Origin of the sequence: Neorhizobium populisoli (genome assembly GCF_019430945.1) — a bacterium.
Classification (GTDB): Bacteria; Pseudomonadota; Alphaproteobacteria; order Rhizobiales; family Rhizobiaceae; genus Neorhizobium; species Neorhizobium populisoli.
On sequence record NZ_JAHYCB010000031.1, the window covers coordinates 1 to 12,939 of the forward strand.

At 56.2% G+C, this 12,939-nt stretch carries 16 protein-coding genes, 1 tRNA gene and 3 pseudogenes; 9 read left to right on the top strand and 11 right to left on the bottom strand.

Annotated features, from left to right (window positions below; translation table 11 throughout):
* Positions 1-207: 207 nt before the first annotated feature.
* The 4 genes from KX729_RS32580 to KX729_RS32595 all read left to right on the top strand — a co-directional run bounded on the left by KX729_RS32580 (position 208) and on the right by KX729_RS32595 (position 2,545).
* Positions 208-1,077 carry a transglutaminase family protein gene (locus KX729_RS32580; protein WP_219746589.1) on the top strand — a complete coding sequence of 290 codons (870 nt, stop codon included), beginning with the start codon at positions 208-210 and terminating at the stop codon, positions 1,075-1,077.
* Positions 1,078-1,294: 217 nt separating this feature from the next.
* Positions 1,295-1,504 (top strand): cold-shock protein, encoded by a 210-nt coding sequence (locus KX729_RS32585; protein ID WP_219746590.1) that lies wholly within the window; start codon positions 1,295-1,297, stop codon positions 1,502-1,504.
* Between the two features lie 167 nt (positions 1,505-1,671).
* Positions 1,672-1,872 carry a hypothetical protein gene (locus tag KX729_RS32590; RefSeq protein WP_219746591.1) on the top strand — a complete coding sequence of 67 codons (201 nt, stop codon included), beginning with the start codon at positions 1,672-1,674 and terminating at the stop codon, positions 1,870-1,872.
* A 184-nt stretch (positions 1,873-2,056) separates the two neighbouring features.
* Complete coding sequence (locus tag KX729_RS32595) at positions 2,057-2,545, top strand: hypothetical protein (RefSeq protein ID WP_219746592.1); 489 nt, start codon at positions 2,057-2,059, stop codon at positions 2,543-2,545.
* Positions 2,546-2,675: 130 nt separating this feature from the next.
* On the opposite strand, the pseudogene KX729_RS32600 reads toward KX729_RS32595, so the two are convergent.
* Together KX729_RS32600 and KX729_RS32605 are read right to left on the bottom strand one after the other, a co-directional pair.
* Positions 2,676-2,924, bottom strand: a pseudogene (locus KX729_RS32600) (tyrosine-type recombinase/integrase); the annotation flags it as partial.
* A gap of 173 nt (positions 2,925-3,097) precedes the next feature.
* Positions 3,098-3,616, bottom strand: coding sequence for a DUF3324 domain-containing protein (locus KX729_RS32605; RefSeq protein WP_219746593.1), 519 nt, complete (start codon positions 3,614-3,616; stop codon positions 3,098-3,100).
* A gap of 1,128 nt (positions 3,617-4,744) precedes the next feature.
* Here KX729_RS32605 and KX729_RS32610 point away from each other — a divergent pair.
* Together KX729_RS32610 and KX729_RS32615 are read left to right on the top strand one after the other, a co-directional pair.
* A tRNA-Thr gene (locus KX729_RS32610) sits at positions 4,745-4,820 on the top strand.
* Between the two features lie 248 nt (positions 4,821-5,068).
* A complete protein-coding gene (locus KX729_RS32615; RefSeq protein WP_219746594.1) occupies positions 5,069-5,554 on the top strand; it encodes a hypothetical protein in 486 nt (161 codons plus the stop codon).
* 102 nt (positions 5,555-5,656) lie between these two features.
* Here KX729_RS32615 and KX729_RS32620 read toward each other — a convergent pair.
* The 7 genes and pseudogenes from KX729_RS32620 to KX729_RS32645 form a co-directional block, all read right to left on the bottom strand.
* Positions 5,657-6,035, bottom strand: a pseudogene (locus KX729_RS32620) (IS5/IS1182 family transposase); the annotation flags it as partial.
* 322 nt (positions 6,036-6,357) lie between these two features.
* Positions 6,358-6,780, bottom strand: coding sequence for a type II toxin-antitoxin system VapC family toxin (locus tag KX729_RS32625; protein ID WP_219746595.1), 423 nt, complete (start codon positions 6,778-6,780; stop codon positions 6,358-6,360).
* Entirely contained in the window at positions 6,777-7,043 is a 267-nt protein-coding gene (locus tag KX729_RS32630; RefSeq protein ID WP_136543707.1) for a type II toxin-antitoxin system Phd/YefM family antitoxin, read from the bottom strand. Before KX729_RS32630 ends, KX729_RS32625 begins: the two co-directional genes overlap by 4 nt.
* Positions 7,044-7,130: 87 nt before the next feature.
* Positions 7,131-8,264 (bottom strand): site-specific integrase, encoded by a 1,134-nt coding sequence (locus KX729_RS32635; RefSeq protein ID WP_219746596.1) that lies wholly within the window; start codon positions 8,262-8,264, stop codon positions 7,131-7,133.
* 1,413 nt (positions 8,265-9,677) lie between these two features.
* Positions 9,678-9,956 carry a PDDEXK family nuclease gene (locus KX729_RS32640; RefSeq protein ID WP_219746597.1) on the bottom strand — a complete coding sequence of 93 codons (279 nt, stop codon included), beginning with the start codon at positions 9,954-9,956 and terminating at the stop codon, positions 9,678-9,680.
* 34 nt (positions 9,957-9,990) lie between these two features.
* Positions 9,991-10,143 (bottom strand): lysozyme family protein, encoded by a 153-nt coding sequence (locus KX729_RS34780; RefSeq protein WP_376776121.1) that lies wholly within the window; start codon positions 10,141-10,143, stop codon positions 9,991-9,993.
* Positions 10,106-10,378: a lysozyme gene (locus KX729_RS32645; RefSeq protein ID WP_246618042.1), complete on the bottom strand. Its 273-nt coding sequence runs from the start codon at positions 10,376-10,378 to the stop codon at positions 10,106-10,108. The genes KX729_RS34780 and KX729_RS32645 overlap by 38 nt, the downstream gene beginning before the upstream one ends.
* A gap of 108 nt (positions 10,379-10,486) precedes the next feature.
* On the opposite strand from KX729_RS32645, the gene KX729_RS32650 reads away from it, so the two are divergent.
* From KX729_RS32650 to KX729_RS32660, 3 genes are all read left to right on the top strand, one after another.
* On the top strand, positions 10,487-10,693 hold the full coding sequence (locus KX729_RS32650) for a hypothetical protein (protein ID WP_219746598.1): 207 nt from the start codon (positions 10,487-10,489) through the stop codon (positions 10,691-10,693).
* 663 nt (positions 10,694-11,356) lie between these two features.
* Positions 11,357-11,518, top strand: coding sequence for a DUF982 domain-containing protein (locus KX729_RS32655; RefSeq protein WP_219746601.1), 162 nt, complete (start codon positions 11,357-11,359; stop codon positions 11,516-11,518).
* A 148-nt stretch (positions 11,519-11,666) separates the two neighbouring features.
* A complete protein-coding gene (locus tag KX729_RS32660) occupies positions 11,667-11,828 on the top strand; it encodes a hypothetical protein (protein ID WP_219746599.1) in 162 nt (53 codons plus the stop codon).
* A 185-nt stretch (positions 11,829-12,013) separates the two neighbouring features.
* On the opposite strand, the pseudogene KX729_RS32665 reads toward KX729_RS32660, so the two are convergent.
* Together KX729_RS32665 and KX729_RS32670 are read right to left on the bottom strand one after the other, a co-directional pair.
* Positions 12,014-12,379: pseudogene (locus tag KX729_RS32665) on the bottom strand (integrase); the annotation flags it as partial.
* Between the two features lie 216 nt (positions 12,380-12,595).
* Positions 12,596-12,939, bottom strand: a 344-nt coding sequence (locus KX729_RS32670) for an ATP-binding protein (protein WP_219746600.1), incomplete at its 5' end; no start/stop codon positions are given.

The following is a 12,939-nucleotide window of genomic DNA, read 5'->3' on the forward strand; positions in this document are numbered from 1 at the left end:
CGTCGCGCCAGACCCGATGCTAGCACCGCGACCTCCAACGAAAGACAAGGCGATGATCGCCAGGAGGTCACGAACTATGTCCAGGACGTCATCGAGAGTGCGCTGCGATCCGCAGGGCTTATGAGATGAGGTGTCCGTGGCTGCCCCAAGGGAGAAACCCGCCCTGAACATATACGCGCTTAGGGTACTTCGGCGCGAGGAGCGGAAATGGCAAAGCTTTCCATAAAGCACCGAACGAACTACCGCTACCGATGTCCCGTTCAACTCTTGCCTTATCGGCTATTGCTACGACCGCGCGAAGGGCCGGATCTTCTGCTGCAACATCACCAGATCACCGTCTCGCCGGAAGGCTGGGTGGCTTGGGCTACGGATGTATTTGGGAATGCAGTTGCGACCCTGACGTTCTCGGAGCCGACGCAGCAGCTGGAGATCATAAGCCATGCCAACGTCGACCTGAAATCGCAAGCCTGGCCGGTGTTCGACATCGCTGCGTCGGGCATAACCTACCAATTCCGCTACAACGATCAGGATTGGGAGGATCTTGGCTCTCTCAGGGATGCTCAGTATCCCGACCCCTCTGGCGAATTGCAGCAGTGGGTCAGGGGCTTCGTTATGGGGAACTCGACCGACACGCTGTCGCTGCTGAAGGACCTCAGCGCCGGCGTTGCGAACGGCGTTGCCTATCAGCCGCGAGATATTGAAGGAACACAGCCTCCGCTGGAGACCCTTCGTCTAAGGTCCGGGAGCTGCCGGGACCTTGCGACACTCCTTGCCGAATCTGTCCGGGTTCTTGGGCTCGGGGCGCGGATCGTCTCTGGATATCTCTATAACCCAGCGAGCACCCTCTTCGGTTCGTCATCGGGCGGATCGACCCATGCATGGGTTGAGGTGTTCCTCCCGGGTGCAGGAGGGATCGGATTCGATCCGACAAACAGGGGCATTGGAAGCGCCAACCTGATCCCGATGGCCGTCGCACGCGAGATTACCCAGCTTACGCCTGTGTCGGGAACGTTTATCGGTGCTGCGGACGCGTTCGTGTCGATGGATGTCGACGTGGATATCACTTTAATCGTTTGATGGTGCGAGCGACAGACGGAGCGGTTGAATTCTCTGTGGGCTGAACATAAATCCGGCGCGCCCTTGTAAAATCAGAGCTTGTACCCATATATTGGTAATCGACCATTGCTTGTGATGTTGGTCTGGAGCCCCGCTCCCGTCGGATTTCCTCTCAAATCATCGATCTTATCCCGCAAGGCGTCGCGGGAACCAACGATTGTTTTGAAAGGAAATCATGATGACGAGTGGTACCGTAAATTGGTTCAACTCCACCAAAGGCTTTGGCTTCATCCAACCGGATAACGGTAGCACGGACGTCTTCGGCCATGCGTCTGCTGTCGGGCGCGCCGGAATGCGTTCGCTTTCGGATGGCCAGAAGATCTCCTACGAGGTTGTCCAGGACCGTAAGTCCGGCAAAAGCTCGGCCGAAAATCTTCAGGCAGCTTAAGTTTTCATTCGCCCCGCTGACCACGGATGTACTGGCAGCAGAGCTGAGTGACTGTGAGAGGTCGGGTTAGCGCCCGGCCTTTTCGTTTTTGGCCGGTCTCGTCTCCGGCTTCGATCCAACCGTCGACGTCTCGGATGCGTCCGAGCTACACACCGAAGAGGATTATCATGACCATGACAACGCAGGAGTTGTTCAAGCCCGAGAAGATCTCCGCACGCGATAAGGCTGCGACCACGAGCCAAGCCGCGAGACAAATCATTGAAACGGAAGCGGCCGACCGGATCCGCAAAACCGAGCGCCTGCGCCAATTGCGCGAAGCAAAGCCGATTGAGCTGAAACCGATACGTCCTTCTCGGCGCCGGAAGTGAGCACCATAGCCCGCGTGATAAGGGGCTATCATCGGGGATCGACCGCTGCTTGGACGATGCATTCACGGAGAGACGATGCTTCTCACCTTAAAAATTTTGGCCCAAGCCCTTCCAGCGCCGCTCCCGTAGCTGTCGCCATTACAAGCTTCGTCTTCATCCTGTTCCTAATCTCGGAGGGTTGGCTATGGTGAACATAACCGGCGTGAAACAGTCTCTTCTTCGCAAGCTTCTAAGAAGAGCGGACTACGCGACGCTTGACTTGAAGCCCGAAGCGGGAGCGGACCACGCGGCGGAGACCGCTCTCATCGAGCAGATCCGGTCCGGCATGATTCAACCGGATGGGTATCCCGCTTCGACAACCAGCGATGACACTCAAGGCCTTGGCGAACTGGCGGATCAAGGGACGATCTCTCTCGGGCAGGCGCATCGCTTGGACCAGAAGCCTGCTGAGGAACGTTGCGAACCGGAAGAGCAGATTGAATTCGCCGCGAGCTCCAACGGCGACCGCTGGTTCTTATGCGGTCAGCGCAAGCGTGAAGATGCCTTTGTCCTACATCGCGCCAATCCCGCGTCGGGCGGGCATGAAACACGCAGGTCGGTCGACGCCTTCCTCGCACTGAAACCCAACGGGCCTGAACATGAGGCCTTACACGGTTTACTCCAAGATCGATAAATTGAAGCCATACCCTGGAACCTGTCTTGTGTGATGCTTTAGCTTCAAGTTTCAACTGATGGGCTGAGAGGCGGAATTCGGCGCCGAAATCTCCCCTTAAGATCTTACCCTGGATTAGGGGAGGGGCTAACTATAGCCCGGCCGCTTTCGTCAAATTGATGCGGAAGCGGTCGCGTCGACGTTGATATCGCCGCGTCATCTCGGCCGAGGTGTGGCCCAATTGCTTCTGCACGTATCTTTCATCGACCTCGGCTGAAGAGGCGAGGCCTGCGCGCAGCGAGTGGCCGGAAAATTTGAAAGCCCTCTCAATCTCACTCAAATCTCCACGCACGCCGGCTGTCATCGCCGCCCGCTTCACGAGCCGCGCCACTTCTTTATCTGGGGATGCCGACCGCCCAGGTGAGGCCGCGGCCACTCTATCCCTGGCGGAAGGCCGCCGAGAGGCCGTATCAGACGTTGAAGGCACCGTTCGCGGGTCTTGCCCACTCGCATATCAAGGCATCAGAAGACCTGAAGAAGAGTGCGAGAGGAATGCGATAAACGCTACCGATATCAATCTGCGGCGATCGTGAAGTCCTGTTCGAAACTTGACTTCTGGTCACCGCTCATGTCGTGGATCGTGTAGGTCAGAGTGTACTTTCCAGCTGGGGCCCCGGTAAGAGTCAGGGTAAAGTCCATTGAGAACTCCATGTTCGCATTGTGGCTTTGCAGGACATTTTTCGCAAAGCCCTTCTGGTCAAGGACTACGTCCCCATTTGCTGCTTTGATCTTCACGTCTGAGACGAAGTTCAGTTCATACATGTCATGGGGCAACTCTTTCCAACCGTAGCCGATCGGCTCAACGTATGTGATGACCTTCTCGCCAGGCTTGAAGATGCTGGTTTGCTTCTCTTGGTAAATTCCGTACCCCTGCGATGGCTCCGTCACGAAGGTGAAGGTTCTTTCAGTCAAGCCAAGCTTGCCCCAAGCCTCGTAGGCTTTTTCTTCGGCTTTAGTAAGAGCGTCGATCGGTGCTGAAATCGCTGGGTGGCTTAAGCTGGCGAAGACGACAAGGGCGAGCGCAAAACGCATTGAGATTTTCCCGTCGAGAGAGTTACATGATGATGGGAGCTTCTCATAAAAGACTGAAGATTTACTGACAGAACGGCGAATGCCCCCGACGATCGACGAATGGCGACGGGGCAGTTTTTTAGGTTCGAAGCTGATCTTGAATATCGATTGGTTCTTCTAGTTCGGTTTTCGCTTCTCGATCAGAGCCCATGCTTCTCGGACAATCCCCTCTAAATCATGCTCAATGAACCCGCCCTCTTGTAGGGCGACGCCCATGCCCTTCGCCAGCTCTCGAACGCGCTCAAGTACTTCAGTGCAGTTCAAGGATAAAACTCCTCGTTCCTCTATGATGTCGGCGTAGCAGTAACCAAGTGAAGGTCATGCATGTCGTTCGATGCAAGCAGTTGGACGATGCCACTTCTCCCTTGTCGAAAAGATTTGCCCAACGTTGCAGCGTCGCTGTGCGCGCCCATTGCAACGGCTAGCGTGGCGCTGATCAACAGGAGCGATGAGCATTTCATTTGGGAGACCTCCAAGGCCGACCGGGTTGCCAACCTCTGCTTAATCCTGTTTCGACTCCCCTATTGGCGCAAGCGGTCGTCGGCGATTATTGGGTGCTGGGTCCGCTTACGGCCCCAAAGCGGACAACGACCCGGCCATCAAGTAAGCATTTCAGTCAACGGCATTCTTCAGGCGACCAGAGATCAACAGTGCCGTAAGAACCGAAGAAGTCTGGAGGGCTTGCCCAAGAAAACCTTCGCGCAGCCGGGCAATAAGCTCCGGATTCGCATCAGGTGCGCAGTCAGCCCCTCTTCGCCAGCTTCAAGCTGCTGATGTCGATAAGATACTCGAAGACAGAGCGATCATCGTCAGCGCAACCATAATGACGGCCTCGGCCAAGGTCTGGCGAGTATTGGGATCGGTGTCACCGCGCCATAAGCCGTCGTGAGCGATGATCGGGCGCGGGGCTTGGAACGATATCCCCGCGAGACACTTGTAGAGCGGGCTCAACCCCCGAGCCTAGAGGAAGTCCATTCCCCTGAATGCCTTCTTCAACTGCTCGACCAGCCACCGCTCCTGTTATCGGTGGCTGGTCGGTGTTCGGGTGGCCCCCAAAACTGACAGGCAGCTTTGCCGTGACAGTACGATGCCCCTCGTAGCTCAACGTCAGAGCAGCTACCTCGTTTGTAGCAGATCCAGGTTCAACTCCTCGGCGGGGGCACCATCCTGTGCATCTATAGACCGCGATGATTTGCGCTGGGGCCGTCACCCATTTTGGGGATGACAGCACGATCTCAGTAAGATAGCCGAAGATGATACGACCTGGAGCTCATCGCGAATGCCCTATTCTATTGATCGTCTACCAAAGCGCACGAAGACGCTCCGCGATACGGCTGAGTTTCGGTTTTTAACCATTCCCGTCCTCGCGTTGGCCACCCTAGCGATCGTAGTCAGCGCCGCAATCATGACGGCATGGATCAAGGCCCGCCCGATGATAGCGCGGGCGGATTAAACGATTTAAGTATCTATTACCCGCAAGTTGTGCGCATGCTGATTTTTAAGGAGATCACTATGCGCTCTTCGGCTTTGACGATTGCCGCTCTCGTAACCCTCTCCAGCGTGGCGCTTGCTAGCGATCCCCCAACCAAAGTGGTTCTGACCTCGGACGGGGCTGCTCAAGAGTTTACGGGAACCGTGCAGCAAGGCATGGCGAACTCTTTCACCTACACTTCATCCACTGACCGCCTCGTCACGGTGATCATCCGAGCACGTAACGAGGACTGTGGCGCAGAGGTAAGCTCGGACGCCGAACATGGCTTCGTAACTAACTTCGGCAGATTTCCCGCAACGCGTGTCGAGCGCGCCCGAGCTGGCGAGGTCGTCAAACTTTCCTTTCATCAATCTCGCGATGCTTGGATAAGCAAGACGACCTGCGCTTATTCCTTCTCCATTCGGTAGCGATGATTGGCGGCGGGGTCCGTTATCGGCCGATACTGTTGAAAAAGGCGCGTGCTAATCTTGCTCAGACGCTTCCGTTGTCGGGGCGTGTCGTATTTCCCTTCACGCCGGTCTTGGCATTGGTGGCGGGATCAGCTTTGCGAGTTTCCGGAGGTTTTGGGCTGCTGCTGCGAGGCGGAACTCATCACGCGCTCCGTTCGGCCCTCGTAATCGCAGACGATCCAGTCTGAGGATGCGTTTGAGCAGGTGGGCAAAAAGCATCTCGACCTTCTTCCTCTGATGCACGCGCCATATCGCGAGCGCCTTCATGGATGGAGCGTGGTATCTTGCGCGCCGGAGAGTTCGGGCAGCATCTTGGTTTCAGGGCGCAGGCATCGTAGTCGAGCTTACTGGCCCGATAACGTAGCATGCCATCTTCATCCACGAGCGGGCGTTCGTTCTTGTAGGTGATCTGCCGCGGGCGTAACTCCTTGCCACCGGGGCTTGCCTCAACAGCCTCTGCTGCAGCAGAAGAACTGGCCAGAGGATCTGGACACCGTATCGAACACCGATTTCCTCCAAATGCTTTGGCGGCTGGATAACCTCACGTTGCCGCTCAACGGCTTTGCGCACATCGTAGGCTAGGCCCAGAAACGAGCCTTCCTTGTCTATAATAACCCGTGAGCGGTCATTCACCTCGTGGACGACCTCGCAGCCAGGTCAGGGACGTGTGGTATCCGACGAGCAGGATGCCGGCGTGGTTTTTGAGCAAGCTGTATGAGAGCATGCAGACTAATCCTTTCCACCGACGAACACGGGGTTAATCAAGCCGCCCATGGGTTGAAAATATCAACTCCTAAGCCCTCGAAATCCTTGGTGTTGCGTGTCGCAAGCGTCAACTGATGAGCGACGGCGGTAGCTGCAATCAGCCCGTCCATCGAGGCAAGCCCACGACCGCTTCGCTTGGCAAGCGCCATGAGATCGCCCCAGGCCAGGGCGACGGGCGCTTCCAGTGGAATAATCCGATTTTCGAACCGCTGAGGCAGATCATGCGCGAGCCACTCGCCCAGGGCATCGCGCTTTCGTCCGCTATCCATCAACGCGACGCCGCGTCTAATTTCAGCAATCGATACGATGCTGATGAACGTGCGGTCTTCGTCCAAGCCGTGAATCCATCTCAGAACACCCTCAGCTGGGCTAGGTTTGGTAACTTCCGACAGCACATTCGTATCGAGCAGCAGTCTCATAACGACAAGTCACGCGGCTCGTCATGCTGACGTTGAAGATCCAGATCCGCTCCGCGCATAGGCGATGCCAACAGAAATTCCGCAAGCGATCCCCTGCGCCCAGTCTTCTTCTGCCACTCGTCTGCAGAAACGACGACCACGCTCGGCTTTCCATTGCGTGTAATCGTCTGAGGTGCCAATTGCGCGCGCTCCATGACCTCCGAGAGCTTTGCCTTCGCGCCAGCGACCGTCCAGCTTTTATCGTCGTGCGTTGATGTTTGCATCGCTTCACCTATAACCAAAATGACTATGGTGACTATAATGCGATAGCGAGTTTTCTGCAAGCGCGTGAACGGCAGGGGAGGGGACAGCTAAAGCCCGGATGCCTTGGTCAGATTTACCCGGAAACGATCACGTCGCCGTTGATATCTGCGTGTCATCTCTGCTGATGCGTGCCCAAGCTGCTTCTGTACGTAGCGCTCGTCGACTTCAGCGGAGGAGGCCAAGCCCGCGCGGAGGGAATGGCCGGAGAACTTGGAGGCGCGTTCAATTTCGCTGACATCACCGCGAACGCCTGCGGCCATTGCGGCCCTTTTCACAAGCCGAGCGACCTCCTTGTCGTTCAGCCGCTCCGACCCGACAGCCTTCCCTTGCCCCGTTACTCGACGAAACAGGGGGCCATGAGCCAGCTTAGCGAACTTGATCCAGATCTCGATTGCGGCGACCGGGCAGGTCGCATCGGCCGAGCCGCGGCCGACCTCGACCTCTCGCCATCCGGTTTTACCGCGCAGGGTAATAAGCATGCCCTTGTCGAGGATCTCGATCCAGCCGCGACCTTCCTCAGTCTGGTCGGCCTTCAGATCGAGGCCGACGATCTCGGAGCGGCGAAGACCTCCAGCGAAGCCGATGAGCAACATGGCCCGATCCCGCAGGCCGCGCAGAGTGCCGCGGTCGAGTGTTTCGACCATGGCGATGATGTCTTCAGCCATGACCGCTTCCTTCTGGGCCGGTGGCTTGGCATGGCTGTTGCGGATGCCGGCCATCACGGTGGCGATATGCCGGTCCTTGCGATCGAGCGAGAGACCTCGCTGTGCATAGTTCCAACTGAGAGAGGAAAGGCGGCGCTCGATTGTGGAAACGGAATTGGCCTTGGCTCCTCTCTCGGCCGTGCCGGAGGCGCAGGCGGTAATATAGAGGCCGACGGTTTGTGGGTGTGGCGGGAGGGTAGCCAGGTTGGACCGCCGGCACCAAGCCGCAAAATGCTTCCAGTCCGAGGCATAAGCCTTGCGGGTATTGGCGGAACTGGCGGCTTCGACGTAACCCCGGGCGCGATCAGCTAGGCCGGCGAGATGGGCCGGTGTCTGATCGTTGCCGACGGAAGAGGGGAGGGGGCTATCGAGCGACACCTCCGGCGAGGAAACCTCACCAAGGGAAGCTGTGCTGAGAGACGGCGCTGAGGTCTCCTCAACGTGAATTTCGCTGTTTTGCTCGATGATTTGCGCCATTTCACTACAATGAGGAAAACGTCCGATAAGTCTTTCCGAGAGACGTTTATCAGAAATTCGATGGTCTGTCGTTAGGTCTTCCGCTCTCACGACAGCTGCTCGCGCCGCTGCCCAAGACATCGTACGTTTCGAGGTTGCAACGGAAATGTCGTTCTTTTCGCAACTACTGGGACCGCGCGGCAGATCGTTGCCGGATCGAGCAAATCTGGAATAAGTTGCTTATAGAAAAATTTCGGAGACGCTCGTGGAAAACACTTCAGTGTTGAGAGACAGAAGAGGCGAAAGAAAGTTGCGAGCTTGGCAGAGGGAGCTTGCCTCCGACTGCGACCGCGCTGATTTTCTGCGGCATGATGATGATGATGTTCATGGGATTTACCCTTCCTTGGTTCACGGAAACAGGACCTGCGTCCTGCTTCCCGGGGCCGCGTGAGTGGCGGGGCCCGAAGCGGACAACAGGTCTTCGCGGGGAACCGGCTGCACGGAACGCAGCGCAGCGGAGGATGCTGGGCGGAAGACCTGTTCGGGGAGAGAAGGGGCGAAGCCCCTCGGCTTCCGCTAAACAAACAAACCCGCCTGGGAACGGCCGCACCGCGGCCCGAGAGCAATGAAGAGTATCGGCGAGATCAGCGCAGCGCCGCCAGGGGCGGGACATCGAGAACCTCGGTCACACTCACAAGAGAGGCGGCCACACACCAAGCAATTGCCCACAACTGACACCATCCATTAAAAAAGATGCGATTCATACTGCATTGATCAACTCCCAATAGGAGTGGTCATCAACGCCATCCGCTGCCTTATCTTCCTAGAAGTGCTTGTACGCCATGTGTGTGTGGGCTGCGCAACCTCAAAGGGCGTCAAGTCGGACGTATTCAGGCTTCTTATCGTGATCGGACTAAAGCGCCGGGTGAGCCTTTTATCTTCGACCAGTTGCGGGCGCTCGGCTCTCGTATCAAGGTCATGAAGAAGGAAGAGCCGCGCAAGTAATCCCCATAATCCACCGCTTCCTGTGTGTAAGCCGGTCATTTACAAAAAAAACCGGCGACATTTTTCCTCGTTTTCGATGCTCACTTTATATTAGGGCCAGATGTTGAATCGACCTCGTGAAACAGGAGTTTTGGTCAAATGGAAATTTCGTTTTTCAAAGTCACAGTGTCCATTAGTTCAATCGTGGTGATCTTCGTGATCGTCGCGATCATGCAGCCGGAACTGCTTCCGGCATTAGTCGACATGATCAAAGGGTTGCGGTCGTGATTGGCGCGAGGCAGACGAAGGATGCCCACCAACCTCCGTCCGCCGAGGCTCGCCTGTGATCATAGTCAGCGCACCGTTTCCCAACGCGCCATCGTTGGGCAAGCGCTTAATTAGTGATTCCTTGAAGACGCGCAACAGATTGTACGCTTGATGACGAACTTGTTACGCCTGCTTCCACTTGATGCCGTTGCCGTCGCACCGGTCGGCATAACTCGACTTACTAGTCTTAGTGATTTTGCGGTCAGCCTTTTGAAAGATGATCGTGACTTCCCAGTCAGGGTACTGCGCACGGATCGCCTTGTGATTGGCGCGATCCTCTGCCGTGAATAGTCCCTTGGCTTCCACGTTCCGCTTGTTGGCGGCGTCGATCCAATCCGGCAAATACTTCTTCTGCACCGTGTACGAGAGGCGTTCGGCCTCGTACTGGAATTTTGGCCCCACGTCTTCGCACCCTTTTCCTCGAACCGATTGCGCATTAGCGGGTCTTCCACAATGCGATTTCGGCTTGGCGACGTGTCGTAAGACCGGCAAGCGCGACCTTCACACCCCTGACTGTGGCCTTATTCCATTGAAGCCAACTGCGCTCGATATCAGCGATGGGCTTGCCTGCGTTGATGTACTTGAGCAAGGTCGAAGCAGCGAGATTTTCCTTCGCCTAAATTATAGGTCCACGAGACGAGTGCGCCGCGCTGATTGTCAGAGAGTTTCGCCTTGACGAGCCGGTCAGCGGCCTGTTCGAAACGCTTCACGTCGTCCGCTAGGAGCCGTTCGGCATCTGCCTGTGTGATCGTCTTCTTGCCAACGTCTGAGCGTGTGAGGCCATTGGTGGTGCCGTATCCAATAGTAGGAACTTTTGCAGGCAGATGTAAGCAGTAGCGCGAAAGCCTTCTGCCTTTTGATGAGGTCTAGGGATGCTTTGTTAATTGCCATTCCATATTTTAGGGAAGTCTAATTAAGGCCTCCGGAGACACATGGAACGTTGGGAAGAAGTCAGGCAGGCCATCATCGACCTGCTGCGCGAACTGAAAATAGAACCGGAAAAGGCGCTGAGCCTCTACGAGATTGGCATCCCGCTCGTACCCAAAGGCTTCTCGCAAGATGAACTGGTCAACGCGCTGCTTGCTTTGGATCGCGAGGCTTCATCAAGATTTTGCCCAACAACGGCCTGCGGCTATTGAAGCCTCCAGTTTAGCCACATCTTCATTAGCGTCCATGTGTATGATCTGTGGATATGCTGGAAATGTTCGCTGTCTGTTGGACGACTATAAGCGTCATCAATAATGCGAAACGGGGTGTCCAGCATGAGCCAGATCACCCCGTTACGATTACAAGCCGCATCTCGTTGGTCGCAGAAGCATGAATATCTGATTTGTCGTCGGTACGATACCTGACAAATAACATTTGTTAAACGGATAAGGTCAGGCTCCACACCTCACGACCTTATCCGTTACCAGCCAGCCAATGACTGAATTCGCGCACAAATAGTACCCATCGGTTCTCATCTTACAGCCGGGCCTTTAGTCCATGCTTGCTTACCTAAACGCAAAAAGAAACCCGGCCATAGGAGGGACCGGGTTTAGTTTGTGCTGACGTTGGAGAGCATGAACTCCACGTGGGAACGCTATTCATCAGCGAACCTGTGATAGCCCCGCCTCTGATTCGTTTCAACCGGAGCGATTCTTCGCTGCCCTTGTTGAATCGGCATACGTGTAAGCGGAGTAACTGGTATGATGCGTGGGGATTGGGGACAACCTGTCGAAATCGAACTCAAACGCTTGGGCGTGTATCAGACCATAGCCGACACAGATGCAGCCGCTTGAACGCTCGTCCTCGACTGGCCGCTGGAAAAAGGCCAGGCACTGGCTGCTGCTAAGGCAACTTGTTTTGCAGTGCTTCAAGGTAAGGCCGATGCAGAGACGGCACGTGAGGCGTTTATCGCCGCCGCCGCTGAGGCCGACCGTAGCGTTCGTATCTCTCGCGGCTATCCGAAAAATCGGCAGTAGTCGGTACGCTTTCGGACAGAAACAATCGGCCGTTTGTTCAGTTAGGTAATCGAAGCGGTTTCTGGCTCCATTGATCGCTTCTCTTCGTTGATCGAGAGAGAGGCTCGCTGATGCACCGGCGGGCCTTTCCCCTGTCTTAGTGGGCGCGATGGACAACATTCTTGTACTGATGGCTTTGATCTCCGGTGGCGCAGCAGTCGGCGCAACCGTGGGCTACCTCATGTATGGCGATTTCCGAGGTCGTAATGTTATCATCGCAGTGTCAGCGGGTATGTTCGGAGCCATCGCGGTAGTTTCGGCACTGCTCTAATAGAAAAAGCCGACCATTGCTGATCGGGCTTGAGTGGGTGGCATGTAAGGTTTTTACCCACGCCTCATTGATATTAACGTTGGGCCATTAGTTCAACCCACGAGATCATCCAGCAAGTTTGAAGAGCATCGCTGCTTTCTTGTTCGGAGACGCATTGACCGCCGAATGAGTGCGGATACTCGTCACGCCATTACGGTGGCGATATGTCGGTCCCTGCGATCGACCGAGAGGCCACGCTGTGCATTGTTCCAGGAGATGGCGGAGAGACGACGTTCGATCGTCGATACGGAATTTGCCTTCACGCCGCGCATGGCAGCACCCGACGCGCAGGCCGTGATGTAGAGCCCACAGTTTGCGGATGCGGGGGAGGGGAGTGAGGCGGGATCGGCGGCACCAGGCGGAGAAATGCTTCCAGTCGGCGGCGTAGGCTTTGCGCGTGTTGGCGGAGCTCGCCGCTGCGACGTATCCCCAGGCGCGATCGGCGAGGCTGGCAAGATGCGCGGGCGCCTGATCCTGATCAGTAAGTGGGGGAGGGCGTTATACGTCGACATCTCCGGCGCGGAAACATCATGCCCAGCCGCCGTGCTGAGAGATGCCGCTGAGGCCTCCTCGACGTGAATTTCGCTGTTTTGCTCGATGATTTGGGCCATTTCTTTATAATGTGCGGATTTCAATGAATCGGGACAGCGATTTCAGCAAGTCGCGGACAAGCATTTCGCTAAGTCGCGGACAGCGGGTTCGATCGAGTTCCGCCAGCCTGGTTTCTGTCAGGGGTGATTGATTTCGTTTATTTCGGCGCCGGTCAAGAGCGTTGGTGTTTTCCGCTTCCGCATGCTGTCACCTTCGAGCGTTATGCGGTGGGCGTTGTGAACAATACGGTCCAGGATCGCATCCGCTAAAGTCGCCTCACCGATCATCTCATGCCAGGCGGCCACGGGAAGCTGGGCCGTGATCAGGGTAGACTTTCGCCGATATCTCTCCTCGAAGATTTCCAGCAGATCGAGGCGCTGCCGATCGTTCAAGGTATGGGTTCCCCAATCATCGAGCACCAGCAGATGAACGCGTGCAAGCTTGTCGATGAGCCGCGGGAAACGCCCGTCCAGCCTGGCAA

Coding starts and splice junctions, on each gene's coding strand:
- KX729_RS32580 (WP_219746589.1), top strand. CDS start 208: ATGGCAAAGCTTTCCATAAAGCACCGAACGAACTACCGCTACCGATGT.
- KX729_RS32585 (WP_219746590.1), top strand. CDS start 1,295: ATGACGAGTGGTACCGTAAATTGGTTCAACTCCACCAAAGGCTTTGGC.
- KX729_RS32590 (WP_219746591.1), top strand. CDS start 1,672: ATGACCATGACAACGCAGGAGTTGTTCAAGCCCGAGAAGATCTCCGCA.
- KX729_RS32595 (WP_219746592.1), top strand. CDS start 2,057: ATGGTGAACATAACCGGCGTGAAACAGTCTCTTCTTCGCAAGCTTCTA.
- KX729_RS32605 (WP_219746593.1), bottom strand. CDS start 3,616: ATGCGTTTTGCGCTCGCCCTTGTCGTCTTCGCCAGCTTAAGCCACCCA.
- KX729_RS32615 (WP_219746594.1), top strand. CDS start 5,069: ATGGATCAAGGCCCGCCCGATGATAGCGCGGGCGGATTAAACGATTTA.
- KX729_RS32625 (WP_219746595.1), bottom strand. CDS start 6,780: ATGAGACTGCTGCTCGATACGAATGTGCTGTCGGAAGTTACCAAACCT.
- KX729_RS32630 (WP_136543707.1), bottom strand. CDS start 7,043: ATGCAAACATCAACGCACGACGATAAAAGCTGGACGGTCGCTGGCGCG.
- KX729_RS32635 (WP_219746596.1), bottom strand. CDS start 8,264: ATGGCGCAAATCATCGAGCAAAACAGCGAAATTCACGTTGAGGAGACC.
- KX729_RS32650 (WP_219746598.1), top strand. CDS start 10,487: ATGGAACGTTGGGAAGAAGTCAGGCAGGCCATCATCGACCTGCTGCGC.
- KX729_RS32660 (WP_219746599.1), top strand. CDS start 11,667: ATGGACAACATTCTTGTACTGATGGCTTTGATCTCCGGTGGCGCAGCA.